At 45.2% G+C, this 25,205-nt stretch carries 21 protein-coding genes; 7 read left to right on the forward strand and 14 right to left on the reverse strand.

Features of this window, described 5'->3' with window-relative positions; all coding sequences use genetic code 11:
- Positions 1-167: 167 nt before the first annotated feature.
- Positions 168-1,589, reverse strand: coding sequence for a peptidoglycan DD-metalloendopeptidase family protein (locus IGI89_RS03360; RefSeq protein WP_438735334.1), 1,422 nt, complete (start codon positions 1,587-1,589; stop codon positions 168-170).
- A gap of 232 nt (positions 1,590-1,821) precedes the next feature.
- Complete coding sequence (locus IGI89_RS03365; protein WP_016611474.1) at positions 1,822-3,183, reverse strand: citrate/2-methylcitrate synthase; 1,362 nt, start codon at positions 3,181-3,183, stop codon at positions 1,822-1,824.
- Between the two features lie 235 nt (positions 3,184-3,418).
- On the opposite strand from IGI89_RS03365, the gene acnA reads away from it, so the two are divergent.
- The 4 genes from acnA to IGI89_RS03385 all read left to right on the forward strand — a co-directional run bounded on the left by acnA (position 3,419) and on the right by IGI89_RS03385 (position 8,962).
- On the forward strand, positions 3,419-6,115 hold the full coding sequence (gene acnA / locus IGI89_RS03370; protein WP_438735335.1) for an aconitate hydratase AcnA: 2,697 nt from the start codon (positions 3,419-3,421) through the stop codon (positions 6,113-6,115).
- Positions 6,108-7,358, forward strand: a complete 1,251-nt coding sequence (icd, locus tag IGI89_RS03375) for an NADP-dependent isocitrate dehydrogenase (protein ID WP_016611475.1) — start codon at positions 6,108-6,110, stop codon at positions 7,356-7,358. Before acnA ends, icd begins: the two co-directional genes overlap by 8 nt.
- A gap of 104 nt (positions 7,359-7,462) precedes the next feature.
- Positions 7,463-8,317, forward strand: a complete 855-nt coding sequence (locus IGI89_RS03380; protein WP_016611477.1) for a helix-turn-helix domain-containing protein — start codon at positions 7,463-7,465, stop codon at positions 8,315-8,317.
- Between the two features lie 105 nt (positions 8,318-8,422).
- On the forward strand, positions 8,423-8,962 hold the full coding sequence (locus IGI89_RS03385) for a biotin transporter BioY (protein ID WP_005232455.1): 540 nt from the start codon (positions 8,423-8,425) through the stop codon (positions 8,960-8,962).
- A 91-nt stretch (positions 8,963-9,053) separates the two neighbouring features.
- Here the strand turns inward: IGI89_RS03385 and IGI89_RS03390 are convergent, their stop codons facing one another.
- The 6 genes from IGI89_RS03390 to IGI89_RS03415 all read right to left on the reverse strand — a co-directional run bounded on the left by IGI89_RS03390 (position 9,054) and on the right by IGI89_RS03415 (position 12,561).
- On the reverse strand, positions 9,054-9,620 hold the full coding sequence (locus IGI89_RS03390; RefSeq protein ID WP_008376325.1) for a nucleotidyltransferase family protein: 567 nt from the start codon (positions 9,618-9,620) through the stop codon (positions 9,054-9,056).
- 30 nt (positions 9,621-9,650) lie between these two features.
- Positions 9,651-10,400, reverse strand: a complete 750-nt coding sequence (locus tag IGI89_RS03395; RefSeq protein ID WP_438735336.1) for a 3-oxoacyl-ACP reductase — start codon at positions 10,398-10,400, stop codon at positions 9,651-9,653.
- Positions 10,397-10,618 (reverse strand): DUF2829 domain-containing protein, encoded by a 222-nt coding sequence (locus tag IGI89_RS03400; RefSeq protein ID WP_005227147.1) that lies wholly within the window; start codon positions 10,616-10,618, stop codon positions 10,397-10,399. The genes IGI89_RS03395 and IGI89_RS03400 overlap by 4 nt, the downstream gene beginning before the upstream one ends.
- An 85-nt stretch (positions 10,619-10,703) precedes the next feature.
- Positions 10,704-11,597, reverse strand: a complete 894-nt coding sequence (locus tag IGI89_RS03405; RefSeq protein WP_005232461.1) for a metallophosphoesterase — start codon at positions 11,595-11,597, stop codon at positions 10,704-10,706.
- A gap of 1 nt (position 11,598) precedes the next feature.
- Complete coding sequence (locus IGI89_RS03410; RefSeq protein WP_005232463.1) at positions 11,599-11,976, reverse strand: iron-sulfur cluster biosynthesis family protein; 378 nt, start codon at positions 11,974-11,976, stop codon at positions 11,599-11,601.
- 15 nt (positions 11,977-11,991) lie between these two features.
- Positions 11,992-12,561 carry a GNAT family N-acetyltransferase gene (locus tag IGI89_RS03415; RefSeq protein ID WP_438735337.1) on the reverse strand — a complete coding sequence of 190 codons (570 nt, stop codon included), beginning with the start codon at positions 12,559-12,561 and terminating at the stop codon, positions 11,992-11,994.
- Positions 12,562-12,668: 107 nt separating this feature from the next.
- On the opposite strand from IGI89_RS03415, the gene IGI89_RS03420 reads away from it, so the two are divergent.
- Positions 12,669-13,121 carry a YueI family protein gene (locus tag IGI89_RS03420; protein ID WP_005232467.1) on the forward strand — a complete coding sequence of 151 codons (453 nt, stop codon included), beginning with the start codon at positions 12,669-12,671 and terminating at the stop codon, positions 13,119-13,121.
- Positions 13,122-13,135: 14 nt separating this feature from the next.
- The gene (locus IGI89_RS03425; protein WP_005232469.1) at positions 13,136-13,555 is read left to right on the forward strand and encodes a hypothetical protein; all 420 of its coding nucleotides are present in this window, start codon (positions 13,136-13,138) and stop codon (positions 13,553-13,555) included.
- A 71-nt stretch (positions 13,556-13,626) separates the two neighbouring features.
- Here the strand turns inward: IGI89_RS03425 and gshAB are convergent, their stop codons facing one another.
- Positions 13,627-15,891, reverse strand: coding sequence for a bifunctional glutamate--cysteine ligase GshA/glutathione synthetase GshB (gshAB, locus tag IGI89_RS03430; protein ID WP_430619270.1), 2,265 nt, complete (start codon positions 15,889-15,891; stop codon positions 13,627-13,629).
- A 244-nt stretch (positions 15,892-16,135) separates the two neighbouring features.
- On the opposite strand from gshAB, the gene IGI89_RS03435 reads away from it, so the two are divergent.
- Entirely contained in the window at positions 16,136-16,504 is a 369-nt protein-coding gene (locus tag IGI89_RS03435) for a BlaI/MecI/CopY family transcriptional regulator (RefSeq protein ID WP_005227140.1), read from the forward strand.
- 283 nt (positions 16,505-16,787) lie between these two features.
- On the opposite strand, the gene ftsY is transcribed toward IGI89_RS03435, so the two are convergent.
- From ftsY to IGI89_RS03460, 5 genes are all read right to left on the reverse strand, one after another.
- Complete coding sequence (gene ftsY / locus IGI89_RS03440) at positions 16,788-18,080, reverse strand: signal recognition particle-docking protein FtsY (RefSeq protein ID WP_087664795.1); 1,293 nt, start codon at positions 18,078-18,080, stop codon at positions 16,788-16,790.
- A 1-nt stretch (position 18,081) separates the two neighbouring features.
- Positions 18,082-18,900: a Cof-type HAD-IIB family hydrolase gene (locus tag IGI89_RS03445; protein ID WP_016619609.1), complete on the reverse strand. Its 819-nt coding sequence runs from the start codon at positions 18,898-18,900 to the stop codon at positions 18,082-18,084.
- 12 nt (positions 18,901-18,912) lie between these two features.
- Positions 18,913-22,491 (reverse strand): chromosome segregation protein SMC, encoded by a 3,579-nt coding sequence (smc, locus tag IGI89_RS03450; protein WP_438735338.1) that lies wholly within the window; start codon positions 22,489-22,491, stop codon positions 18,913-18,915.
- A gap of 15 nt (positions 22,492-22,506) precedes the next feature.
- Positions 22,507-23,199, reverse strand: coding sequence for a ribonuclease III (gene rnc / locus IGI89_RS03455; RefSeq protein ID WP_005227136.1), 693 nt, complete (start codon positions 23,197-23,199; stop codon positions 22,507-22,509).
- 212 nt (positions 23,200-23,411) lie between these two features.
- A complete protein-coding gene (locus IGI89_RS03460; protein WP_016619606.1) occupies positions 23,412-25,196 on the reverse strand; it encodes an oligopeptide ABC transporter substrate-binding protein in 1,785 nt (594 codons plus the stop codon).
- Between the last annotated feature and the right edge of the window lie 9 nt (positions 25,197-25,205).

Genomic DNA, 25,205 nt, shown 5'->3' on the forward strand with positions numbered 1-25,205 from the left:
ATTCTTTTTGTTTTTTTTACAAAGAAAAACACTTGTTTTCGGAATAAATTTATCGTGCAAAATAAAATGAATGCGCTAAAAAAATCTCAAAGCATAATTTCCCTGAAATGATTCGTTTTTCTTGACAAAAAAAAGAAAGCAGCTATACTGCTCTCTTTTATTCTTTGTTATTTTGACAAGGCATCTAATGGATCAATCAGTTGATGCCGGGCTAAACTAGGTGAAAGACTAACTTCAAAATGCAAGTGAGGACCTGTACTGTTCCCCGTACTTCCCATGGAAGCAATCACTTCGCCTTGTTCGACCGTTTGACCGACTTCCACTAAATTGCGATGATTGTGCGCATACAATGTCGTCAGCCCATCTTTGTGCTCGATAGCAACATAATTCCCCCATGAAGAATGATATTCTGAGCGGATCACCGTTCCTGAAAGACTAGCCATGATCGGCGTTCCTTGCGGGGCGGCGAAGTCCACTCCACGATGAAACCCATTGCCTCGTGGACCAAAGACAGAAGAGACAACTGGATTGCTGACAGGATAGATCATCTGTTCGCTGCCTGTCGGTAATTCTGGTTTCTCTTTGTCATAACTCGTCAGAGCATATGCTTCGATCAGCGCATTTAGCTTCTCATTGTATTGTGTATCTGATGCATAACGCCCGGTCAGATATTCCGTGGCATCTTCATAAGACTCCGTTTCTGATTTCCAAACACCTTTATAAAAATTCGGATTGTGGTCCAATCCTTCTTTCAACAATTTCGCATAATCTTTCAAAGAAGATTCGATACTGTCATATTGGCGAAACGTGGCATGAACTGTGTATAAATTACCGGAACCATCGTCTTCTTGCGTTTGGAAGGAAATCCCATTCCCTTCATAAAGTCCCTTAATACCAAATAGGTTATAAAAAGGCTCCTGGCTCAGACGACTTCTTCCGCTACCAGACTCTAAAATCGCTTGTGCAATCATGACCGATGCGTAAAGATCTTCTTCTTGTCCAACTTTACGAGCATCTTCTCCAATCTCCATAATAAAGTCCCACGTTTCTTTGACTGGCGTGACTTCAAATTTTGCTGGCTCATCTTCTTGCGGCGGCGTTACCGTCAACTCTGGTACGTTCGGTACTTCTTTGATGTCAGGCGAAGGCTGGCTTGGTGTTGATTCTTGCTCTGGATTTGGTGTTGTCTCTGGTTCTGGGTTTGGTGCTGGCTCTTCTGGTTCTGGCGCCGGCTCAGGTGTTGGTTCTGGCTCTGGATTCGGCTCTGGATCAGGATTTGGTACCGGTTCTTCTGGTGTTGGTTCTGGCGTCGGGGTTGGTTCCGGTTCTGGCAATGGTTCTGGTGTTGGCTGTTCAGGAACAGGTGTTGACTCTCCTGGAACTACTTCGCCGTTTTCTCCTGGTACCGTTGCGGCATCTTCAGGGACCAAGCCCATTGTTGGCCCGTTCACTCCCGGAACCGTTGACTCAGCTGTATTTTGACCAGCAGTAGACTCGCTCGTTAAAACAGCCGCAGCCGCTGATACTGGCAGCAATGTTGAAAATTGACTGGTAATAATGGCAATTGCCATCCATTTCTTTATTTTCATTCGTGAACTTTCCTCCTTTATTCCTCCCTCTATCATACAAAAAATGCAAGAAACTTTGTAATCAATTTTTGCATTCCTATATGAAAAAGGAGAAATACTTGATTTTTCTAACGAATGAATGATCCAAGTCATTCATTTGCTCTCTAGTAAAAATACGCAAAAACAGCTCAATACCATCTTTTCAAATGTCCAAAACAAAAACAGCAGCGAGCGTCCTCCCTGCTGTTTTGATCTATCTTGACTCTATATCGATATATTCGCGATCATTTGACACTTCTTTATAGGCGGGGCGCATGATTTTTTGTGCGTTGACCAGCTCTTCGATCCGATGGGCGGACCAGCCGACGATCCGCGCGATAGCAAACATTGGTGTATACAGTTCTTCTGGCAGATCCAACATGTTATAAACAAACCCGCTGAAAAAGTCGATATTGGCACTGACTCCTTTGTAGATTTTGCGCTTTTCATTGATGACTTGAGGAGCAATACGTTCGACCATCGTATACAATTGATATTCTTGCCAAGCTTCTGATCCTTTTTCTTGTGCCAGTTTGGCTACATAATTTTTAAAGATTGCCGCACGGGGGTCGTTGTCGCTGTATACCGCGTGGCCCATGCCATAAATCAATCCTTTACGGTCAAACGCTTCTTTATCTAAGACTGCTTCCAAATAGCTGCGGATCGCCTGTTCATCGGTAATATCAGCAACGTTGCGCTTCAAATCTCCCATCATTTCTGTCACTTTGATATTAGCACCACCGTGTTTAGGCCCTTTCAAAGAACCTAGCGCTGCAGCAATCGTTGAATAGGTATCCGTCCCACTGGAGGTAACGACTCGTGTCGTAAAGGTCGAATTATTCCCGCCGCCATGTTCCATATGCAAAACAAGTGCCATATCCAATGTTTGGGCTTCTTGGAAGCTATATTCTTTCGTTGGACGCAGCATAGTCAAAATCGTTTCAGCTGTACTCAACTCTTCGGTCGGGCGGTGGATGTACATGCTCTCCCCTTGATTGTAATGATTGTAGGCATGATAGCCGTAGATTGCCAAGAGTGGAAAGACACTGATCAGCATCAGACTTTGTTCCAACACATTTTCAATGCTGATGTCATCTGCTTGCGGATCATAACTTGCCAGTGTCAAGATACTGCGAGATAAACTATTCATGATATCAGAAGAAGGTGCTTTCATAATGACGTCACGAACAAAATTGGTCGGCAAAGTACGTTTTTCTGCTAATAGGCAATGAAATGCCGCAAGTTCTGTTTTGTTTGGCAGTTCGCCGAAAAGTAATAAATATGCAATTTCTTCAAAGCCAAAACGTTTTTCATTGACGAACCCTGCTACTAACTCATTGATGTCAATTCCGCGATAACGCAGCTCGCCACAAGCTTCAACTGGCTTGCCGGCAATGATTTTTTCTGGATAAATGGTGGAGATCGTCGTAAGACCTGCTAAGACCCCCGTGCCATTTAAATCCCTCAGTCCACGCTTTACATCATATTCTGAATAAAGATTCATATCTATCAAATTGTATTTCTGACATTGCGATGCAAGATAGGACAATTTCTCTTTCTTTTCTAATCTTTCCACGGTGATGTTACCTCCAATCTTTCTACAAACTATCGACTATAATGTTATTTAACCGTATACAAACATCGTTAAAATAGTCATCCTATAAAATCGTTGCTTTTTAACAAACTTTCACACATTATAGCACGATGTTTAGAAAATGAAATATTTTTCATAAATTTAATTGATTTTTTAAATTATCAACGTATAATTATTCCTAATAAGTACGATTATCTTCGTAAAAAGGAGGATTCTTATGAAGTGGCAAACTCAACTCACCGTCAATGACACGCAATACACGTATATTGACTTAGCGAAAATCACCCAAGACTTAGGGGCTGATTTATCTCGCTTGCCCTACTCCATTCGAGTTTTATTGGAAAGTGTTGCTCGTCATCAGGACGAGGAAATTACAGAGGATTATTTACCATTTTTAGCGAATTGGCAGGCAGAAAGCCCTACCGGTGTCGTGCCATTCAAACCAGAGCGGGTCGTCTTGCAAGACTTTACTGGGGTGCCTGCAGTTGTTGATCTGGCTGCCATGCGGGATGCGATGGTCGCTTTAGGCGGTGCCGCAGAAGACATCAATCCTGAGATCCCCGTCACACTCGTCGTCGACCACTCTGTGCAAGTCGATCAAGCCGGTACGCCTGGGGCGATCGCTTTTAATACGGAGCGGGAATTTGAACGCAACGCAGAACGCTATCAATTCTTGAAATGGGCACAAGGTTCTTTCGACAATTTCGAAGTCGTTCCGCCTGAAACAGGGATCATTCATCAAGTCAACATCGAATCATTGTCTGATGTGATCTTGCAAAAAACACACGAAGACCAACGTCTGCTGTTTCCTGATACATTGCAAGGAACCGATTCTCACACCACGATGATCAACGGTTTGGGGGTCCTCGGTTGGGGGGTTGGCGGTATTGAAGCGGAAGCTGCGATTCTTGGCGAACCTTCTTTCTTTCCTACACCTGAAGTCATCGGGGTGAAATTTATCAACGAGATGCCTGCAGGTACCACAGCAACCGATTTAGCACTAAAAGTAACCGAAGTGCTGCGGATCGAAAAAGTGGTTGGAAAATTTGTCGAATACTTTGGCCCGGGCTATGGTCATTTGAGCTTAGCCGATCGGGCGACATTAGCGAACATGGCCCCTGAATATGGTGCCACTTGCGGTTTTTGTCCGATCGACCAAGAGACCTTGAACTACTTGGCAACGACCGGGCGCTCCAGCGAGCTGATCGAACTCGTTACCGCTTACGCCAAAGCCAACCATTTCTTTTATGATGAAACGACCGTGCCGACCTATACTAAGGCGATCACCATTGATCTAGCAGAAGTTCAGCCGGCATTAGCGGGCCCCAAACGCCCGCAAGATCGGATTTTGCTTCCAGCAGTCCGTCAGGATTTTGAACAATCAGTCACAGCAGCCGTTGGTCCCAAGGGCTTTGGACTTTCGGAGGATGAATGGCAAAAAGAAGCCAGCGTTACTTGGCCAGATGCTGCAGCAGACAAATTAGAGACCGGCGATATCGTTTTGGCGGCGATCACTAGCTGTACGAATACTAGCAATCCTTTCGTCATGCTCTCTGCAGGCTTATTGGCCAAAAAAGCCATTGAAAAAGGTTTGACCGTCCCTCGTACGGTCAAAACCTCCCTTGCACCTGGTTCCCAGATCGTGACCACCTATTTGCAAAACAGTGGTCTGCTGCCGTATTTAGAGCAACTCGGCTTTTATTTAGTGGGCTACGGTTGTACCACCTGTATCGGAAATTCCGGTCCTTTAGAAGCGCCGGTCGCTGAAGCAATTGAGGCGGAAAATCTACTGGTGGCGTCGGTTCTGTCAGGCAATCGGAATTTTGAAGGAAGAATCCATCCACAGATCAAAGCCAATTATTTGGCTTCGCCGCCGTTAGTTGTTGCCTATGCGATCGCTGGCAGCACTCGCAAAGATCTTACAAAAGAACCATTAGCTATCGTCAATGACGAGCCGGTGTATTTGTCTGATATTTGGCCTAGCAATGAAGAAGTCAATGCTTACGTTCAAGAATACGTCGGACCAGAAGCATTTCGCGCTGCCTATGAGCATCTTTTTGATGCCAATGAACGCTGGAATGCGATCGAAACCACCACGAGCGCATGTTATGAATGGGAGGAACAATCTACTTACATTGCTCATCCGCCCTACTTTGAAACATTGACCAAAGAATTGCCTAAACCAGATGTCTTAGCCGATCTGAAAGTCTTGGCAAAATTGGGTGATTCCGTCACCACTGACCATATTTCTCCTGCCGGCAGCATCAGTATGGATTCAGCAGCTGGAAAATTTTTACAAGAAAAAGAAGTTCCATATCGTGAATTCAATTCCTTTGGTTCGCGGCGCGGCAATCATCAGATTATGATGCGGGGGACTTTCGGCAACATCCGTCTGCAAAACCAGCTGGTTCCTGGCAGTACTGGCAGTGTCACGCATTATTTTCCAACTGGGGAAACCTTGTCGATATTTGATGCCGCTATGAATTACCAAAAAGCCGGCCAAAGCTGTATCATTTTAGCCGGTAAAGATTATGGCATGGGTTCTTCTCGCGACTGGGCCGCCAAAGGAACACAATTGTTAGGCGTTAAAGTCGTTTTAGCAGAAAGCTTCGAACGGATCCATCGCAGCAACTTGGTCATGATGGGGATCATTCCTCTTGAATATCTGGCTGGTGAAAGTGCCGCCTCTTTTGCTTTAGATGGCAGCGAAACATTCTCGATTGCTTTGCCAGAAGAGCCAGCGGTCAAGCAGCTGGTCGAATTCACTGCGCAACGGACCGACGGAGGGACTGTCTCCTTTATGACCCGTCTACGCTTTGATGCCCCTGCAGATATTCGCTATTGGAAGCATCAAGGAATTTTGCCAATGGTCATTCGAAAAAAAGCGGAATTAGGAGGAGCTGCCCATGTCTAACCAAACAACCCATGAAGCAACGACGATCACCATTCCTTACATTGCAGGAGACGGCATCGGTGCCGAGATTTGGCAGGCTGCGCAACCTGTGATTGATGCAGCTGTGAATAAAGCTTATGACAATCAGCGCCACATCGAGTGGCTGGAAGTTTTAGCTGGAGAAGCCGCCTTTGAACAGACAGGGGAATGGCTACCGCAAGCAACCATCGATACGATCAAGGCCCAGCAATACGCCTTGAAAGGACCGTTGACTACCCCGATTGGCGAGGGCTTTCGCTCCTTGAATGTCACCTTACGGCAGACCCTGGATCTTTATGCCTGTGTCAGACCTGTTCGCTATTTTACAGGGGTCCCTTCGCCTTTAAAACAGCCAGAAAAAACCGATATGGTGATCTTTCGAGAAAATACTGAAGATGTTTATGCTGGCATCGAATTTGCCAAAGACGACGACGCAACACAGCGTTTGATCCAGACACTGCAAGCAGACTTTGCCGTCAAGGCGATTCGTTTTCCTAAAACTGCCGCTATTGGCATCAAGCCGATCTCTTTAGAAGGCAGTCAGCGCTTGATCGCTGCTGCCATTGAGTATGCGATTACTCAAAAGCGGCCCACGGTGACACTGGTGCATAAAGGCAATATCATGAAATTTACAGAAGGCGGATTTAAAAACTGGGGCTATCAGCTTGCAGAAACCACGTACGCCGACCAGTGTTTTACAATGAATCAATACAACAAAATCAAAGCAGAAAATGGTTCAAAGGCAGCCGAAGCCGCCCTTGCCTCGGCAAAAACGGCTGGAAAGATCGTTGTTAACGATGTGATCGCCGACAACTTTTTACAGCAGATCCTTTTGTATCCAGAAAAATTCGATGTCATTGCCACTTGTAATTTGAACGGCGACTACATTTCTGATGCACTCGCTGCACAAGTTGGCGGCATCGGGATCGCCCCCGGCGCCAATATCAACTACGATACTGGGGCAGCCATCTTTGAAGCTACCCACGGAACAGCACCGGATATCGCGGGACTTGGCAAAGCCAATCCTTGTTCCCTGTTGCTATCGGCGTGCATGCTATTAGAACATTTGAACTGGCCGGAAGCTGCTGCAATACTGACGCAAGCCATTGAACAAGCCTTGCAAAGTCAGCACGTCACTGCCGACTTCGCACAGTTGATGCCCGAAGCCGTCTGTTTAACGACACAAGCGTTTGGTGAATACCTCCTTCAGCTGATCCATTCGTAAACTCAAGCTGTGATTGAGTCGGCATTTGCCTGCTCAATCACAGCTTGAGTGCGTTTTCACCTTTTGAGAAACTATACTTAGAGCATGAAAGGGGGAATTCATTTATGAGTGAATTCAACATGAGAAAAATTGGTCAGCAGATCGCTACCAAACGCAAAGAAAAAAATCTGACCCAAAGCAACTTGGCCGACCAATTACTTGTCAGCTATCAAGCGGTCAGTAATTGGGAGCGGGGCAACTCACTGCCGGACATTGAAAAATTGCCGCAGCTAGCGGCGATTTTAGGCCTATCGATCGATGAGCTGTTAGGGAAGCCAGCAGCTGCGGTTCAACATTATCAAGCAGGAACCGCGCAGCCAAAAGAAATCGCCGAACTAGCTCCGCTGATCAAACCGCAAGAACTATCGGCACTGATTCAAGAAGAACCGTTTCAAGAATCTTCTTTAGACCTAGACTTATTGCCTAGACTAGCTCCTCATTTGAATAGTGCTGACTTGCAGCACTTGCTTAATGGCGCCGAAAATATCCCAGAAGATGTCATGGAAGAACTCTTGCCGTTTTTGAAAAAGCCCCAAATAGAAGAGATCCTTAAAGGCAACCACTATTCCATGGCTTTTTGGGAAGAGGCGGCGCCCTTTTTAACCCCCAACTTTTTGGCGGGAGAAATCAAAGGCTGGCTTGAACCCCCTGACTTTCGCTTTTCTGAGATTGAAGAACTGCTGCCCTTTTTACCTGCACCGTATCTGGATGAACTCCTGCTGACGGCCCTGGAACAGCCAAACGTTACCGCATCAGAACGCTTGTCTTATGATGAAATCGAAGAACTGCTGCCGTTTCTGACAGAAGCAACGATCTGCCGGCTTGTTCAAGCACTGCCCTTCTCAACAGATGAATTGGAAGAAATCGCCCCTTTCCTCTCCTCAAAGAACTTACTTGTCCTATTAAAAAAAGGACACTAAAAAAACAAGATTCTTCTTTACTTTTGGTAAACCACCGTTTATAATTTCGTTAACCAAATAAATCTTTTTTAGGTTAACGAAATTATTACTAGAGAGAAGGATTCGATGAAATTATCATTACGTGAACAAATCCATGCCGCATTATTTGCGATCATTATTGCTGGTCTTTCCCAATTGACGATTCCGTTCGGTTTGATCCCATTGACAGGACAAACCTTTGCGATTGGACTGGCGGTGACTTTCCTCGGCACGCGAACAGGAACGATGGCGATCATCATCTACTTGCTGTTAGGATTGATCGGTTTGCCCGTTTTCGCTGGTTTTTCCAGCGGTGTCGGTGTTTTGTTAGGACCAACCGGAGGCTATTTAGTCGGCTTCCTCTTTAACGGATTGCTTACTGGATTGGTCGTAGAAAAAACGGCGTTTCGCTACACAGGAGCAGTGATCGGCAATATTGTCGGTGCGCTGGCAACTTTGTTGTTTGGTACATTATGGCTGAAATGGAGCACTGGCATGGCATGGCCGGCGGCTTTTAACGGTGGTTTTGTTTTGTTTATTATCCCCGGGATCATCAAAGCCGTTGCCGCAGCTTATCTAGGTATCTTTTTAAGAAACCGCTTGGCGCAACGACTGGCTTTGCGTTAATAAAAAACACTCGCGTCATATGCAGCGATTCCCATCAGTTAGCTTTTTCGTCTAACTTTTGGAAATCGCCACATCACGCGAGTGTTCTTTTTTAGTTGTCGATCTCTTCAATCAACAACTGCGGCCAAACTTTCTGCCACTGCTTCATCGCTTGGCGTTGTCGGTAAACCGCAAGGTACTGGTCATTTTGGGCGAAATGCGGTGTTGGACGCACCCGAAAACTGCAAACATCCTGCCAACCGAAAGGCGCCATCAATTCAATCTCGCCTTGTTTCATTCGTGCCGCCACCGCTGTACAACGCTCTGGAAACTTCGTTAAAGCATCGAAGGTACTTGTATAAGTGGGTTCCTCGGCAAAGTTGTGCTGGTGCATCAACGCTTGGTTTCGAACCTCCCAAGGAAATTCGGGAAACGAACGGCGCAGTTGCGCTTCGATCGCTGCTGTTTCTTCTAAGCTTACAGTCGGATCATAAAACACGACATCAATATCGGTTATCGGCACCTCCGCTATTTTTCCGCTGAGAAAACCCCATAAATAATTCCGCAGGTACCCGGCACACAGCCAGCAATCCGGAAGCTGTAACGCTTCAATGATCGTAAGCAGTTGTCGACATTCACGATTTTTTGCAAACAAGTTCTGGATCGCTTGTTCCTTCATTGGCGTCCTCCTCTAATGGGCTCAGGCTAGTTATTTCAAGGTCCAACCACCGTCGATGGGCACGATCGCCCCCTGCAAGTAACTAGCTTGCGGGCTGGCAAGAAAAAGGGTCAGCGCTGCAACTTCTTCTGGTTGCGCCCAACGCTTGACCGGCGTCTCCTCTGCCACCCATTGCGCCATTTTTCCGTCACCGGCAAAATCAGCCGCATTCATCGGCGTTTGAATCGCACCTGGCGCGATGCCCTTCACCGAGATCCCTTGATCTGCAACATCCAATGCCAACTGTTTGGTAAACCCGACGATCGCGTGTTTTGCGGTTGTATAAGCGATCCCACCTCCACCTGCGACCATTCCAGCGATCGACGCCATATTAATGATCGTTCCGCCACCATTGGCTTGCATCAGCGGCAAAATTTCTTTCGTTAAATAAAACATGCTGTAGACATTGGTTTGAAATATCTCCTCCCACTCCATTGATGTCGTCTCAGCGATCGTATGATAGCCATCTAGTTTCCCGGCTGTATTCAACAAGATCGTCATGCCACCAAAGTGTGTAACACAAGCTTGGACCGCTGCAAGACAATTTTCTTCCACCGCTAAATCGCAACACGTGCCGAAAAAGCGGGGCTGGGCTAAAAGCGTATCAGGAAACGATTGGCAGTCAACCCCAAATACTTGAGCGCCTTCTGCAAGAAACGCCTCTGCTTGCGCTCTGCCGATGCCTGAAGCAGCTCCTGTGACAAACACAATCGTTTTGTCATCGATCCACGATGCTGTCATTCCACGATTTTCCAATCTTCCGCAAGAATGTCGCAAACAGTCGGTGCGAAACTCGAGAATCCCTCATCTGCTGTTTTGATCAAAAAGTAAGGGGTGACTGGGGCATTGTCGTACACTTCCCCTTCAACGAATGTCACATAAAGTTCAAAACCGCCCCAACCTTCACGGATGATTTTTTTGCCGGCTTTTAATTCTGGTAAGATTTCTTCAAATGTCATAATTTTTCTCCTTTGTGTTTTTCTTCTAATGGTTTAAATTGCTTGGAAATTCAATTACGAAAACAAGCAGGACTCGGTTGCTGCGCTAATACGGCAGTAGTGTGATCGCTTGCGCCAATTCTTCTAAAAGATGCGTCGTTTTATAGTCCTCAAATGCCTCATGATGGTTTCGCAGCAGCGTCCGAACTTTCGTTGGCGAATATGCTTCTGCTAAGTGATTTTCCATAACGAACCGGCGGGTCAACTGCCATTCATAATAGTAGCCGAAGGGGCGGCAATAGTAGCTGGTTCCCGCAAGTTCTTTTTTCTCAAAGCGTCGATGGGTATGCCCAAAGACAACTGCCCGAACATTGGCGTAGCGGTCGATCACTGCGCCAAAATCGGGCGACCCTAAAAACGCATTTAGGTGGTTCCAGCGGGCATACTTGCCGGTCTGACGAACAATAAACGCTTCTTGGGGCACAAAATGGGTAGAAAGAAGAATTTCTTGGTCTTGCGGCAAACGGGCCAATGTTTCCGCTAAACGCTCATTGATGGCTTGACTGATTTCCTTATCCGATCCCTTTCGCTGAATCATGCGGTCATACCAAAACAAATTTTTCAGCCGCAAGATCTCAGATTCACTGGTCAGATCAGAATATTGGTAGTCATACCAGCCATTGATTCCCAACAGCAGTGTTTTTTCTGATAAGCGATACGTCTGAAAATTAAGAAAGGCGGGATCATCGAAAGCCTCGATCTCTTGTTCCGTCAAGTCCACCATTTCATGATTGCCCCAGTGAAAGGTCGTTGGCACCTGTCGACTTTGAAAAAATGCGACCACGTCTAATAGCCTTTGCTTTTTATTCGCCACATCTCCTGCCAGATGCAGATGGGTCACCTGATTTTGCTGCAAATAATCAGCGATCAGCTGCAGATGGGGGTCGAATAATTGGTTGATATCGACGTGCAAGTCGCTAATAACCGCCAGCGTGCCCATATCAGCGGCCTGCCGTCTGCTTTTCGATCCGTAACAATTGGACATCATTAGCTAAGATCCCGCTATTTCCCACCAATTGCAACCGTTGATAGGTCGGTTCCACCTGCATCCGAGTCTGTTCTTCTAAATACACCTGAGCCCCTTGCTTCAACCAAATCGTGCCTAAGGGTGTCGTTAAAGGGGTGTCGTAGATCGCCAATCCTTCTTCTGGATAGCTCTGTGGCACGATGATCAGGCGAAAATGGATGTCCAAACGGCAGGTGATCTCCGTTGCAGGAAACGGACCGACGCCGTCTTCAAAATCCAAATAGAGACGATCATCTGGCTGTACATAAGAGGTTATTTTTTCAATTGCTGCTGGCTCAATGTTCAGTTCCATGACGAGAGCCCTCCTTTACATAATACGTTTTTTCCATTCCTCCAGCGTGATGCCGCGCGTGACTTCATCGATGATTTCTTCACCCGTTTTGCGGGCAGCTGGGATCGTTGCTTCCAATTTCATCCCAATTTTCTCCATGACCCGTCCAGACTTGGGATTTCGAGCATCATGTCGAGCAAAAATCCGAATCAATTCGAGTGTTTCAAAACCAAAATGCAGCAGTGTCATTGCCGCTTCTGGCATGATCCCTTGCCCCCAGTAATCGCGACTTAATGTATAACCAAGCTCAGCGATCTCTTTTTCAGATTCCACCCGTAAATCGATGGTCCCGATCATTTTGCCTGAGTCTTTTTCTTCGATCGCATATTTCCCTAAGGGTGCAGCAACAAAATACTCGGCAATGCGCAGTTTTGTTTCGTCAACCGACCCATGTCTAGCAAAGACGAAGGTCGTCGTTTCTTCATCATTTGCATAGGCAAACATGTCTGCTGCATCCGCCAAGGAAACGGGGCGCAAGAGCAGCCTCGGTGTCTCCAACCGCTGATTTTCTGCTAATAATAGCAAATGTCGTTCTTTTGTTGTCATAGGATCCCTACTTTCTATCAGAACTCTCTCACGATCGCACCCCTCTTTTGCTATTTGTTGGATATGCTATAATAAGCATAAGTAAACGCTTTGAGGAGGATACTTCAATGTCAGACGAATTAGAAAAACGCCTTGATACAGGAATGTATGGGACGCCTCGCGTCAACCCAGATGAACAGCGCAAGTATTTAGGCACGTTTCGTGAACGGTGTTATCTTAGTATGACAGTAACAGAAATGAAGAAGAAGGACAACCAGAAAACGCTCTTGAACGCCTTACCAGATTATCAAGGTGCGCTCGTGCTGCTCAACGGAAAATTGCCAGAATCGATCCAGACCGATTACATCACTTTACTGACCAAACAACAGATGGAATTTCGGATCGTCTCCGATGCCCAAGATGCCGGTCCAGACAGTATCGGCTTGCTGATTGCCGGGAAAGAAGCCGTCAATCAAGACGTCATCGATATCGAAAAAAAATACCCTGCAGCTGCCGCTCCATCAGATAAAGAGCACGAACAACCAGAGAAAACGTCATTTTGGAAACGTCTTTTCCATTAAAAGGAGGAACTATCATGGAACAATCAACACCGCCCTACCTTTCATTAAAGAAAGAACTGCTTGATGCTTTGGATTTGCATATCGATTTGTTGAAAACGGCCCCTACGATCGAATCGAGCCATCTGGATGGCGTATTGTTCATGATGCGCAGCTTGGGTTTTATGCTGGATCGCGCTCCGAAAGTACTCCTACTGGAGGATCAGAATGAAATGAACTTTATGATGTTTCAATATTATAGCCTCCTGTCGGAACTGAAGTACAATCTCGTTTTAAACTTTCCCTATGCCTCGATTCAAGGCGTACCGTTATTGACCTTGATCCAACGTTTTCCTACCACGTATGAAAAAGAAATGAAACAATGGTGGGAAGCCCGAACGGGTCTCAAGGTGGAAGAAACAAAACAAACGATTGAGATCGCTGCTTTTGAATCCTAATAAAAAAGACTGCACACTTTCGAAGGGAATCACCTTCCAGAGTGTGCAGTTCTTTGCTCTCTAAGCTTCCATCAGCTTTCGAAGACTTCAGGGAACAACAGGCGTAAAACAGACATAGTTAAGCGTCGGCCTTTCCCGCTGTATGGATAAACGTGCATATGCATCGCTGGGTTGAAATTGGCTTCAATGATTCCATAAGCCCCCGGTTCATTGGCTGGCTTGGTTTTATCTGGAATAATCAGATCGATTCCACTGATAGACGCTTGTAATGCGGCGACCGCATCGACTGCTACTTGTTTGTAGTCATCGTTGAAGTCATCCGTTACATCGATAGAATCACCGCCAGTACTGATATTCGAGTTTTCTCGCAGATAAACGATCTGCCCTTCTTCCGGCACTGAATCAACTTGATACCCTTGCTCTTTTAACATCAGTTGTTCCAGTTCCCCTAATTGAATCAACTCTAATGGAGTCCGATGATGGGTGCCGCGCAATGGATCGAGATTTTTCTCTGCGACGAGTTCCGTGATCGTACGCTTGCCGTCACCCACGACATTGGCTGGGATACGTAATAAAATCGCATCGACTCGCCCATCGATCACGAAGAACCGATATTCCGTCCCTGATAAAAAGGTCTCAACGAGGATCGAATCATCTTCCGCAAAGGCAATGGCGACCGCCGCTTGATAATCCGCTAAAGAGGCGCCTTCTTTGAAAATCGAGATACCGATCCCATAGTTGGTGGTTTTCGGTTTTACCACAAACCCGCTGTGGGCGATTTGCGGATAAAACGCGATCGCTTCTTCTGTCGAAGCGAATTCAGCACCACCTGGTACATGAAAGCCATTTTCGGCTAAGATTTTTTTGGTGACCGTTTTATTCGCCATGATCAATGGGACGATGTACTGATCCTTACTAGTCATATTGGCATTTTTAACATATTCGATGTGGTCTTTCACGGCTAATTTCAAGAACTGATCCGTTTCATCCAGTACCGTCACTTCGATGCCTTTTTGGATCGCATCGAACAAGAGAATCTGGGTCGACAATTCCATTGCTCGAAAGCCAGCTAATTGATACGGTTTTTCCCAAGCAGCTTGATGATACTTTTGTCCCAGCAATGTTGCTGTCTGCGCTTGGCTAGTTGCTTGACTCGCTGAGAAAAGACGTCCGGCGAAGGTTCTTTCTGGTTCAGCCAGCATCACAGAAAGCTGATCCAAAAATGGCGGATGCGGCAGCTCAAGGGCTTGGGCAAAGTCCATCATTTCAGCAATCAGTGCTTGCGCTTCTTGCTGATAAGTCAATCGTGCAAGTGGGTGTTCTAATGCGACCTGATCATTTTTCTGATTGCCCTCTTCGATCCACGCATCGGCATCGCTGCCTTCTTCTTTTGTACTTAAAAACAATAAGAAGAAATGTAAGAACGCGACTTGCTCTTTGGAAATGCCATAGCGGGCAAAGGGATCGATATCGATATTTCTTAACTCAATATAACGGATACCAGCTGAGGCTAGATCTGCGACCCGTTTTCCCCCACGTAAACGCACTGGCGCATAAAATTCTTTTTCTTCTGAAAGCTTTCCTGTCTCCACTAAGTTGGCAATATCCGCAAGATAGGTCTCTAACGAAGCATAAGATACCTTGACGTCTTCGTGATTCGTGTAGCCATAACGGCTATTGCGAATACTGCGGACTGGTTCTTGCGGTCCGTTTTCTGTCGTAAAATAATTGGCTTCTGATGCAGGGGTCGCCCCAAAGAAATACGTCAAAAACCAGCGATAATGCAAATAATTGCGAGTTACTTTCAAATAAAGCGCCGTTTTAAAGGCTTGATAGCTTTCCTTCGTTTCAGATAAAGCATACAGTTGCTGCAAAAAGTCTTCCGCAAATTCAAAATTGAAATGTATCCCACTGACCATTTGCTTACGGCGACCATAAGTTTTGGCCAAATAGCGGCGGTAGAGCACATCTTCAAATTGGTCTAATTTAGCAATGACGATGTCTTCTTCTTTTTCTGGTAAAGCCGGTGGCATGCTCAAAGGCCAGAGCATTTCTTCTGCTGACATCGAACGATACGCCACATCATGAATAGCCCCTAAAAAACGGAACAATTCATCCACTGAATCAGCGACCGGCGTGATCAGTTCCAGTTGATTTTCCGCAAAATCTGTTTGGATATACGGATGGAAGCGCCGATTGCCCAGCGCTTTAGGATGATCGGTTCCCGCGAACGTCCCATCGAGCCGCACCCGTTGCGCTTCACGCTCAATCCCATAGCGTCCTTTCAATAAATAGGGAAAAAGCTCTTTATGTGATAACAATGTTTTTATTTTCATTCGACTGCCCTCTATGTTCTTCTACTATTTTTTTCTTATATTCTGTTTCTTTCCATCTATTATAGTGAAAAATGGTGAAAAATGCAGAAATTTGCTCTTCACTTGTAATATCTCTTACTAAAATTACCAAGAATTTATAAAATACTTGAATAAATTTGATATTTACCTTCAAAATAAAGTATACTGCTTATAGAACAGTAAATTATTATGTCCATATTACTCTTTTTGAAAGGAAGAATAGTGAATGAAGCCACTTAATCTTACCAAACGCGAACGTCAAATCATGAATATCTTCTGGAATTCAGACAAACCTCTTTCTGCAAATGACATTGCTGTCCAACAGCAAGATCTAAGCAAGAATACCATTCAAGCAGTCGTACGTAAACTAAAAAACCACGACTTATTGAAAGTAGCAGATATCGGCTACAGCGGTACTGTTTTGACTCGGTTGTATTCTCCGAATGTGACCCAAGAAGACTTCTTAGCAGCAGAATTGTCTGATCAATCGTTATTGAATTTGATTACGAACTTTATCGAAACCAACAAAGACATCGATACGTTGAACAACTTGGAAAAAATGATCACTGAGCGCCAAGGGGAACTTAAGAAATAATCTTTCCCCCTCGTTCAACTCGTTGTATTCTGCCTGATACTTCCCAAAGTTTTTAGACAGTGCAGAAGAAAACGAATCGTTCAAACTGCTTTTCCTGATTTTTGGCAAAGTCGTGCATCGCTGTACCCACATTTGCCACGCCAAGTGTTCTCAGCTTTCCGTCACAAGTCAAGCTCATGGAAAGAGACGACGGACCCGTTTTCTCTTCCCTTTGATCTCACAAAAGCAACAATAAAGGAGAGCCATGTGCAGGTATTTGACCTGACACAGGGCTCTTCTTTTTTTATTCTTTGATCAAGCCTTTGAATAAGCCGACGACAAATTCATTTGGATCAAATGGTTCTAAATCGTTGATGCCTTCTCCAAGTCCCACTAATTTGACTGGCAGCCGCAGCTCGTTACGGATCGCCAAGACGATCCCTCCTTTAGCTGTGCCATCAAGTTTGGTTAAGACGAGGCCAGAAACATCCGTCGTCTCTTTAAACTGTTTTGCTTGATTCATGGCATTTTGCCCCGTTGTTGCATCCAACACGAGCAAGACTTCATGAGGGGCCGTTGGGTCCACTCGCTGAATGATCCGTTTGATTTTTTCTAATTCGTTCATCAAATTGACTTTGTTTTGCAAACGACCAGCGGTATCTACTAATAAAACGTCAGCATTTTCTCGTTTTGCGCGCTCCATCGCATCAAACACAACCGCTGCTGGATCGCCTCCTGCATTGCCACGAACGACTTCAACCCCAGCCCGTTCACCCCAGACCACTAATTGATCGATGGCACCAGCACGGAAAGTATCCGCTGCAGCCAATAAGACTTTCTTGCCTTCGGCTTTGAATTGATGGGCTAATTTCCCGATGCTGGTGGTTTTTCCAACACCGTTCACGCCAACAAATAAAATGACGGTCAACCCCGGTTGCATGTTCAACTCGTTGACTTCACCGACACCCGCTTCCCCATATAGGTCAACCAATTTTTCGATGATGACATTTTGGACATCTGCCGTTTTCTTCACATTACGCAATTTGACTTCTTGTCTCAATGCATCCGCGATCTTCATCGCCGCATCAAAGCCGACGTCTGCGCCGATCAGCGTTTCTTCCACTTCTTCGAAGAAGTCTTCGTCCACCGTACGGAAGTTGGCAAACAATTCGTTCATCCGTTGCCCAAAGGTTTTCCGTGATTTCGTCAATCCTTTGGTGTATTTGTCCTGCACACTTTCCGTCTCTGGCGCTGCTTGAAGGATTGGTTCAGAAGCTGGTACTTCCTCTGATGGTGTATCCTTAGCCACTTCTTCTGGAATACTTGGTGCCTCTTCTCCTTTATTCGCTGTCGTTGCTTCTTGCTGCGGGGACACTTCCGCAGTTTCTTGCTCTGCCTCCAAATCACTGGAGTCGGCGGCTTCTGCAGGTGCCACTGGTTCTGAAGCGCCTTGTTCAGCAGGAGTTTGTGCTGGCTGGCTTTCTTCTGAACGCTGTGCCTCTGGTGAGTCAGCATCGACTATCGGTTTGTCGATTTCTTGCTCTGCTTCTTTGGTTTCTCCAATCAGCGCTTTTTTGATTTTGTCAAAAAATCCCATCTTACGCACCTCCTTTTAAGACATATTCTTCAATCACTGCTGCCACACCGTCTTCTTGGTTTGAAAGGGTGACAACGTCAGCCGCTTCTTTAATGATTGGCACGGCATTGGCCATCGCTACGCCAATCCCTGCATAGCGAATCATCGGCAAGTCATTTTCTTCATCACCGATCGCCATCACTTCTTCTTGCTTGATCCCTAAATCTTGCGCCAATAGGCTGATACCATAGGCTTTGGTGATTCCTTTAGGCATAAATTCCAACAGGTTATTCCGGCTTTTGATGATTTCATATTTCTCGCGGATCTCTGAGGAAATCTCAGGGATCTTAGGATCCAAAACTTCCTGATGGTAGGCGATCACCGCTTTATTATAGAGCATCGATTCATCCAGATCAGCTACGGCAAAAGGACGACAATCCAATAAAGGATTCAAGGAGCCATAAATCGATGGATGCGCTGCTGAAGTCGGCAAACTCAAGACGATCTCTTCTGATACCACGTCTAGAGGCAAATTTAAGTCTTCCGCCACTGAAACCAATTCATGGATATCTGCCAGCTGCATCGCTGCTTTTTCAATGATCTCGCCAGTCTCATTTTTTTGAACCAAACCGCCGTTAAAGGTGATACTGTAGTCGCCGGGTTCTTTCAGCGATAATTCTTCTAAATAGGGACGGATCGCCCGCAACGGACGTCCGGTACAAATAACGATTTTCACGCCTTGTGCTTTAGCACGAGCAAGTACCTCTTTGTTGCGAGGAGTCACTTCTTTTTTGTCATTCAATAACGTTCCGTCTAAATCGATCGCAATCAGTTTAATCATACCATTCCTCCTCTATGCTTGATCTGCTGCAAAACTACCGCCTTCACGCACTTCTTCTAAGCGCACGGACACGGTCTTCGACACTCCGGACTCTTGCATGGTCACACCATACAACACATCTGCGGCTTCCATCGTTCCTTTGCGGTGGGTCACGACGATAAACTGCGTATCATTTTGGAAAGCACTCAAGTAATGACCGAAACGAGAGACATTGGCCTCATCCAATGCTGCTTCCACTTCGTCAAGCACACAAAATGGTACTGGACGAACTTGAATAATGGAAAACAATAACGCAATCGCAGTCAGCGCCCGTTCGCCCCCTGATAGCAAGCTGAGGTTTTGCAATTTCTTGCCCGGTGGTTGGGCTTCAATCTCGATCCCAGTGTTCAATAAATCTTTCGGATCTGTTAAGACTAATTCCGCATGACCGCCGCCAAACATATTAGGAAATACTTGTTTGAATTGCAGACGGATCGCATCGAAGACTTCGCCGAAACGGGTTTTGACTTCTTCATCCATTTCAGACATCGTATCAAACAGCTGTGCTTTAGCCGACAGCAGATCATCTCGCTGACTCGTTAAGAACAAATGCCGTTGATTGACTTGTTCATATTGTTCGATCGCATTTAAATTGACTGGACCAATTTGCTCGATCGCATGTTTTAGTTCCTGAATGTCGATTTTGGCTTGTTCTGCATCCTCGATTTCAGGGAAATCTTGCGCGGCCTTTTCAAAGGTGAGATTGTATTCTTCTTGTAAATACAACAAACGATTGTCCATCACCAATTCTGCGCGATTTTTTTCGATCTCAACTTCAGTTTTTTCTGACAGCTTTTCTTTTTGCGTTAAGTTTTCAGCACTCAGGGATTCGTCTAATGCGCCGATTTCTTGTTGAACCACTTGCCGTTGTTCACGAATCACCGTCAATTCCGCTGTTACCTGCTGCTTGGTTTTTGTGAATGCTTCAATTCGCTGAAGAATGTTTTCTTCTGAAAACTCATGATCGCTGACGTTACTTGTCAAGGCAGCTAACTGCCGTTCTAAGGAGTGCTGACGCGCTTCGTTTTCTTCCAATGCTTGATTCGTAGCGGCAATTTTTTGCTGCAAATGCGCCACTTGTTCTTTTTGAACGGCGAAAGCTGCCTGCAAGCGCGCACTTTCTTGTGCTAAGGTTTGACGTTTTTCCTCGATCAAGTCTTCTTCGGCATTCATTTGATGAATATCTTGATCGATTTTCGCCAATTGCGCCGCAATATTCTTTTGCTGTTCTTCCAAACTCGTCTTCTTCTCATCATATTCTTCAAAGAAGGCTTGCACTTCGCGATGTTCAAAATCAAACACTTGCTGCTCTTGCTTCAAGCGGCTCAGGTCATTCTCAAGATTTTGTAAGCGGCTTTGCAGCTCATGCTCCGTCATACGAGCCTGTTCCCCTTGCGTCCGCAATTCTTCTAGTGCTGCTTGTGCTTCTTTGGTCGCTGCTTCAAAATGCTGGACTTGCTTTTCCGTTTTTAAAAGCCGCTCATCCAGTTGCGCCGCTTGTGCCGTCAATTGTTGCAGCTCATTGCTTTGGCTAAACAAACTACCGGCATTTTTCTTCGTTGCGCCACCCGTCATGGAACCGCCAGCATTCATGACATCCCCTTCTAAAGAAACGACCCGATAGCTATAGTTCAATGCCCGTGCTAACGCATTGGCACTTTGCAAGTCTTCGGCAATCAAGATACTACCTAACAAGTTATCCGTAATGGTTTGGACGTGTTCAGACGACTGGACCAATTCGCTGGCAACACCGATAAAGCCAGACACTTGCTTGGCTTGATTGCGGGCATAATCTGGCAAATGACGGGCTTTGATGGTCGTCAACGGCAAGAAGGTTGCACGACCGCCGCGATTTTCTTTCAAATACGTGATGGCTGCCCGTGCATCCCGCTCATTTTCAACGACAACATGCTGTGCAGCGGCGCCTAGTGCGGTCTCGATCGCCACAGTATAGTCTTGCGGCACATCGATCAACTCCGCTACTGCGCCAACGATGCCGCTGATTTGCTGTTTGTTTTTCAAAATCAAGCGAACGCCTTGATAGAAGCCGCTATAATTTTCTTGAATATCTTGCAGACTGCGCTGTTTCGCTCGTACTTGCTGCACTTGACTCATTAACTGATACATTTTCTTTTGTTCTTCATCAAAGCGTTTTTTGTTGGTCTGGGATTTTTCTTGAAGATGGATGTATTGTTTGCGTTGTTCTTCTAAAATCGCCTTAGCCTGCGTTAGCTGTTCTTCCACGATTTGCGCTTCCGTCGTCTTTTCTTTCAACGACGTATTCATTTGCGTCTGCTTGCTCAACGCCGTTTGATTTTTCGCGGCTTCTTGCTGGTATTGACGCTCCAAGTATTTCAATTCGTTTCCGATCGTTGCCTGCTCTTGCATGGCTTCGACATATTGGCTACGCAATTCTTCAATGATTTCTTTTGCTGAACGTTGGTACTTTTCCTGCTCTTGCTGACACGCCAGCATCGCTGCTTCAACTTCCTGCACACTCCGATTCTTTTGTGAAAGCAAGCCGATCAGTTCCGCTTTTTCTTCATTTAAAAGCGTGACCCGTTCCGTAACTTCCTCTAGGGTTTCTTGGTATTCCGCGGAGCTTTTTTGCGTATGTTTTGATCGCTCATCTAAGACTTCTTTTTGCCCTTCGGCTTGCTTCAGTCCTTCGGTGACCTCTAAAAGCTGCTGATTCAAACGCTCCAACGTTTCATCAAAGGCGGTACGTTGTTGCCGCAAAGAATGTAGCGACAGTTCCCCTTGGTTAATCTTTTCGGAAATCTGCGCCAGTTCTTGGTTAAAGGTACTCAGTTGAGCTTTGGCTGTCTCCCACGCTTCTTTTGCTTTCGTGATCTCTAAGACCGCATAGGCCACATCAACCGTCGTCAATTTTTCTTTTAACGCTAAAAAGCGATTGGCTGCGTCACTTTGGGCTGCCAAAGGCACCAACTGATCTTCTAGTTCATAAATGATATCTTGTAGACGGCTTAAATTGTCTTCCGTTTCAAACAACTTTTGCTCGGCTTTCTTTTTCCGCTGTTTGTACTTCAATACCCCCGCCGCTTCTTCAAAAATCCCACGACGGTCTTCTGGTTTGCTGCTGAAAATTGCTTCTACCTTGCCTTGGGAAATGATCGAAAATGATTCTTTCCCCAGCCCAGAGTCCATAAATAACTCTTGGATGTCCTTTAAGCGGCAAGCTTGTTTATTTAAGAAAAAGTCGCTTTCGCCGGTTCTTCTCAAGCGGCGAGTCACGCTGATCTCACTGTAATCCATCGGCAAGTAATGATCGCTATTGTCTAAAACGATCGTCACTTCCGCTATATTTAGCGCTCTGCGGGTGTCAGAACCTGCAAAAATAACATCAGGCATTTTGCCACCACGTAGATTTTTGGCAGATTGTTCTCCTAAAACCCAACGAATCGCTTCGGTAATATTGCTCTTGCCGCTGCCATTTGGTCCGACGACTGCAGTCACACGATGTTCGAAATCAATGACTGTGCGGTCGGCAAAGGATTTAAAGCCGGCAATCTCTATTCGTTTTAAATACACTCCGCCAGTCCTCTCTTACTGTTCAAGATCCGCCAAGGCATTCGCCGCGGCGTCCTGTTCTGATAATTTCTTCGATTTTCCTTGTCCTTTTCCGATCAAGGTATCATCGCAATAGACTTCCGTCCAAAAAATCCGTTCATGGGCGGGGCCTGCTTCTTTGATCAAACGATAGTTGATGGAAACATCGCCGCCACGTTGCAAGACTTCTTGCAAGCGGGTCTTGTGATCCATCTCATGGGAAAAAGCACCTGCTTTTACTTTTGGAAAAACAACTTTCGTCAAAAAGCCGCTGACACTTTCCAGTCCTTGGTCCAAGTATAACGCACCTAAAAAGGCTTCAAATAGATCACAAAGCAAAGAAGGTCGTTTACGACCGCCAGAGTTTTCTTCCCCTTTGCCTAGACGAATGTATTCATCGAATCGGCAATCTTTGGCAAACATGGATAAACTGTCTTCGCGAACGATTGCCGCCCGTAGCTTCGTCAGCTTACCTTCGGGCAGATCTGGCAATTCACGATACAAATACCGTGAAACGATCAACTCTAAGACAGCATCGCCCAAAAACTCTAAACGTTCGTTATCTGACAAGTGCAAGTTGCGGTGCTCATTCACATAAGATGAATGCGTAAACGCTTGTTCAAGCAGATCTACATCATGGAACACAATATCAAACTTTTCTTTTAGTTCTTTCGTTAATTGTGTATTCATTTGTCACATTCCTTCATTAGTTTATCGACACTTCCCTATTATACTGGTTTTTGCCGAATTATGAAATGTTTCCTCCAAATTCTTGGAAAGACCGTAATAAAATTTTATCTACTTATTCTTCTCCTGTATAAAAAAGCCTGTTTTCCTCAGATACCTGCAAAAAAACAAGAAAAAAGACGTCCCAGAAAGGACGCCTTTTCAACGATCATTGATTAACGAGATTCAGCTGTAACTGAAACTGTTGCCCATGTGTTATGGTCTGCATCATATGCCCATGTAAAGTCTTTCACGCGATTTGAAATTGGTAAAACTTCATTACGATAAAGTGTTGGGATTACGAATGCTTCATCTGCAGCATATTCTTGCCATGCATCAAATGCTTCTTTACGTTTTGTTTCGTCAAATGAATCTTTTGAATCGATTGCTTCTAATAGCTTCGTGTTTTCTTCAGATTCAAAACGAGTGTAGTTGAATGCTGAGTTTGGTCCATAAAGGCCAGTTGGAGAAGGATCTGATCCAGTTCCCCATGCACCTTGGTAAACATCAACTTCAGGATCATCATTTTTCAGCTTGTCATAGAATGCTTGGAAGTCAATCAAACGACCAGTTGTGTACTGTACATCAAGGCCGATTTCATTCCATTGTTGAATGTAGTAATCTGCTAATGGTTGTGCTGTTTCGCCACCTGACATTGAAGCAAAGTTGATGGTTAATTTCTCACCATTTTTGTCTTCACGCATGCCATCACCATCGACATCTTTATAACCAGCATCATCAAGTAATTGATTTGCTTTGTCGATGTTTAATGTGTAGCCTTCTACTTCGGTGTTGTGCAATGTACCGAATACTGGTGGGATCAATGTCGTTGCATTTGTACGCAAGCCATTATAGAAACGACTTCCGACAGCATCATTATCTAATGCATAGCCCATTGCTTGACGCAATGATTTATCCGCCATTTTTGAATCAGGATCGTAATTAACTTTTCCTTCTTCATCATTCCAAGTCCCCAATTTAAAGCCGATATAAGTATAGGCTTGTTCAGGACGACCTAAGATTTGGTAGCCATCTGTATCTTTGTAGGTTGGGTACGTATCTGTTGGCATTGACAATGCAATATCATATTGTTTTGCATTCAAAGCTTCTACGATTGAAGAAGTTGGAACAGCTTTAAATGATAATTTATCCATTTTAGGAGCGCCGCCGTAGTAGTACTCATTTGGTACATACTCAACAGATTCTCCCGCAACGATGTTTGACATCACATAAGGACCAAAGACGATTGGATTTTTACGAACAGGATCGCTTGATTCCATATCTTTGACTTCAATTCCTTCAAAGGCGTGTTTTGGTAATGCTGAAGACCAAATACCGCCACCGGCTTGCATCATACCAGGGTGAACTTCTTTGTATTGAATTTTAACGACTTTGTCACTTTCTTTGGTGATACCAGAAATTGTATCAGATTTGCCATCATGGTAATCTTCCATACCAACAATGTTAGTAAAGTTATTATCGTAACGGATACCTGTATAATCTTTATGACCGATTACTTCATAAGAGAAGATCACGTCATCTGCCGTTACATCTTCACCGTCAGACCATTTCAAGTTGTCACGCAATGTGATTGTTGCTGTGTTGTTCTCTTCGTCTAATTCAAGATTAGCCGCACCACCATCAACGATTCGGAAATCGGCGTCTGTTAAGAACAAACTTTCATTACTTGGTTGCATAAATTGGAAATCATAGTTATCTTGATAAAATTCTGTTTGGAACAACCCTTGGAACTGCGTATCCATCACTACTGCAACGTCCAATGTTCCGCCTTCGATTGCATCCTCGTCATTGTTGACTTCTGTTGGCATTGAGCTGATATCTTCTGTTTCTGTCGCTGCATTGCCGCCACCAGAAGAATCGGTTCCGCCGCCGTTGCTGCCACAAGCTGCCAATGCTAACACTGACAAAAGAGTGACCATACCAAAAATATTTTTCTTCATCCTGTATCC

The organism is Enterococcus sp. AZ141, assembly GCF_051714385.1.
In the GTDB taxonomy this organism is placed as follows: domain Bacteria; phylum Bacillota; class Bacilli; order Lactobacillales; family Enterococcaceae; genus Enterococcus_D; species Enterococcus_D entomosocium.

Bases quoted from the DNA above. Each gene is read 5' to 3' on its own strand.
- IGI89_RS03360 (WP_438735334.1), bottom strand. From the start codon at position 1,589: ATGAAAATAAAGAAATGGATGGCAATTGCCATTATTACCAGTCAATTT.
- acnA (WP_438735335.1), top strand. From the start codon at position 3,419: ATGAAGTGGCAAACTCAACTCACCGTCAATGACACGCAATACACGTAT.
- icd (WP_016611475.1), top strand. From the start codon at position 6,108: ATGTCTAACCAAACAACCCATGAAGCAACGACGATCACCATTCCTTAC.
- IGI89_RS03380 (WP_016611477.1), top strand. From the start codon at position 7,463: ATGAGTGAATTCAACATGAGAAAAATTGGTCAGCAGATCGCTACCAAA.
- IGI89_RS03385 (WP_005232455.1), top strand. From the start codon at position 8,423: ATGAAATTATCATTACGTGAACAAATCCATGCCGCATTATTTGCGATC.
- IGI89_RS03390 (WP_008376325.1), bottom strand. From the start codon at position 9,620: ATGAAGGAACAAGCGATCCAGAACTTGTTTGCAAAAAATCGTGAATGT.
- IGI89_RS03395 (WP_438735336.1), bottom strand. From the start codon at position 10,400: ATGACAGCATCGTGGATCGATGACAAAACGATTGTGTTTGTCACAGGA.
- IGI89_RS03400 (WP_005227147.1), bottom strand. From the start codon at position 10,618: ATGACATTTGAAGAAATCTTACCAGAATTAAAAGCCGGCAAAAAAATC.
- IGI89_RS03405 (WP_005232461.1), bottom strand. From the start codon at position 11,597: ATGGGCACGCTGGCGGTTATTAGCGACTTGCACGTCGATATCAACCAA.
- IGI89_RS03410 (WP_005232463.1), bottom strand. From the start codon at position 11,976: ATGGAACTGAACATTGAGCCAGCAGCAATTGAAAAAATAACCTCTTAT.
- IGI89_RS03415 (WP_438735337.1), bottom strand. From the start codon at position 12,561: ATGACAACAAAAGAACGACATTTGCTATTATTAGCAGAAAATCAGCGG.
- IGI89_RS03420 (WP_005232467.1), top strand. From the start codon at position 12,669: ATGTCAGACGAATTAGAAAAACGCCTTGATACAGGAATGTATGGGACG.
- IGI89_RS03425 (WP_005232469.1), top strand. From the start codon at position 13,136: ATGGAACAATCAACACCGCCCTACCTTTCATTAAAGAAAGAACTGCTT.
- gshAB (WP_430619270.1), bottom strand. From the start codon at position 15,891: ATGAAAATAAAAACATTGTTATCACATAAAGAGCTTTTTCCCTATTTA.
- IGI89_RS03435 (WP_005227140.1), top strand. From the start codon at position 16,136: ATGAAGCCACTTAATCTTACCAAACGCGAACGTCAAATCATGAATATC.
- ftsY (WP_087664795.1), bottom strand. From the start codon at position 18,080: ATGGGATTTTTTGACAAAATCAAAAAAGCGCTGATTGGAGAAACCAAA.
- IGI89_RS03445 (WP_016619609.1), bottom strand. From the start codon at position 18,900: ATGATTAAACTGATTGCGATCGATTTAGACGGAACGTTATTGAATGAC.
- rnc (WP_005227136.1), bottom strand. From the start codon at position 23,199: ATGAATACACAATTAACGAAAGAACTAAAAGAAAAGTTTGATATTGTG.
- IGI89_RS03460 (WP_016619606.1), bottom strand. From the start codon at position 25,196: ATGAAGAAAAATATTTTTGGTATGGTCACTCTTTTGTCAGTGTTAGCA.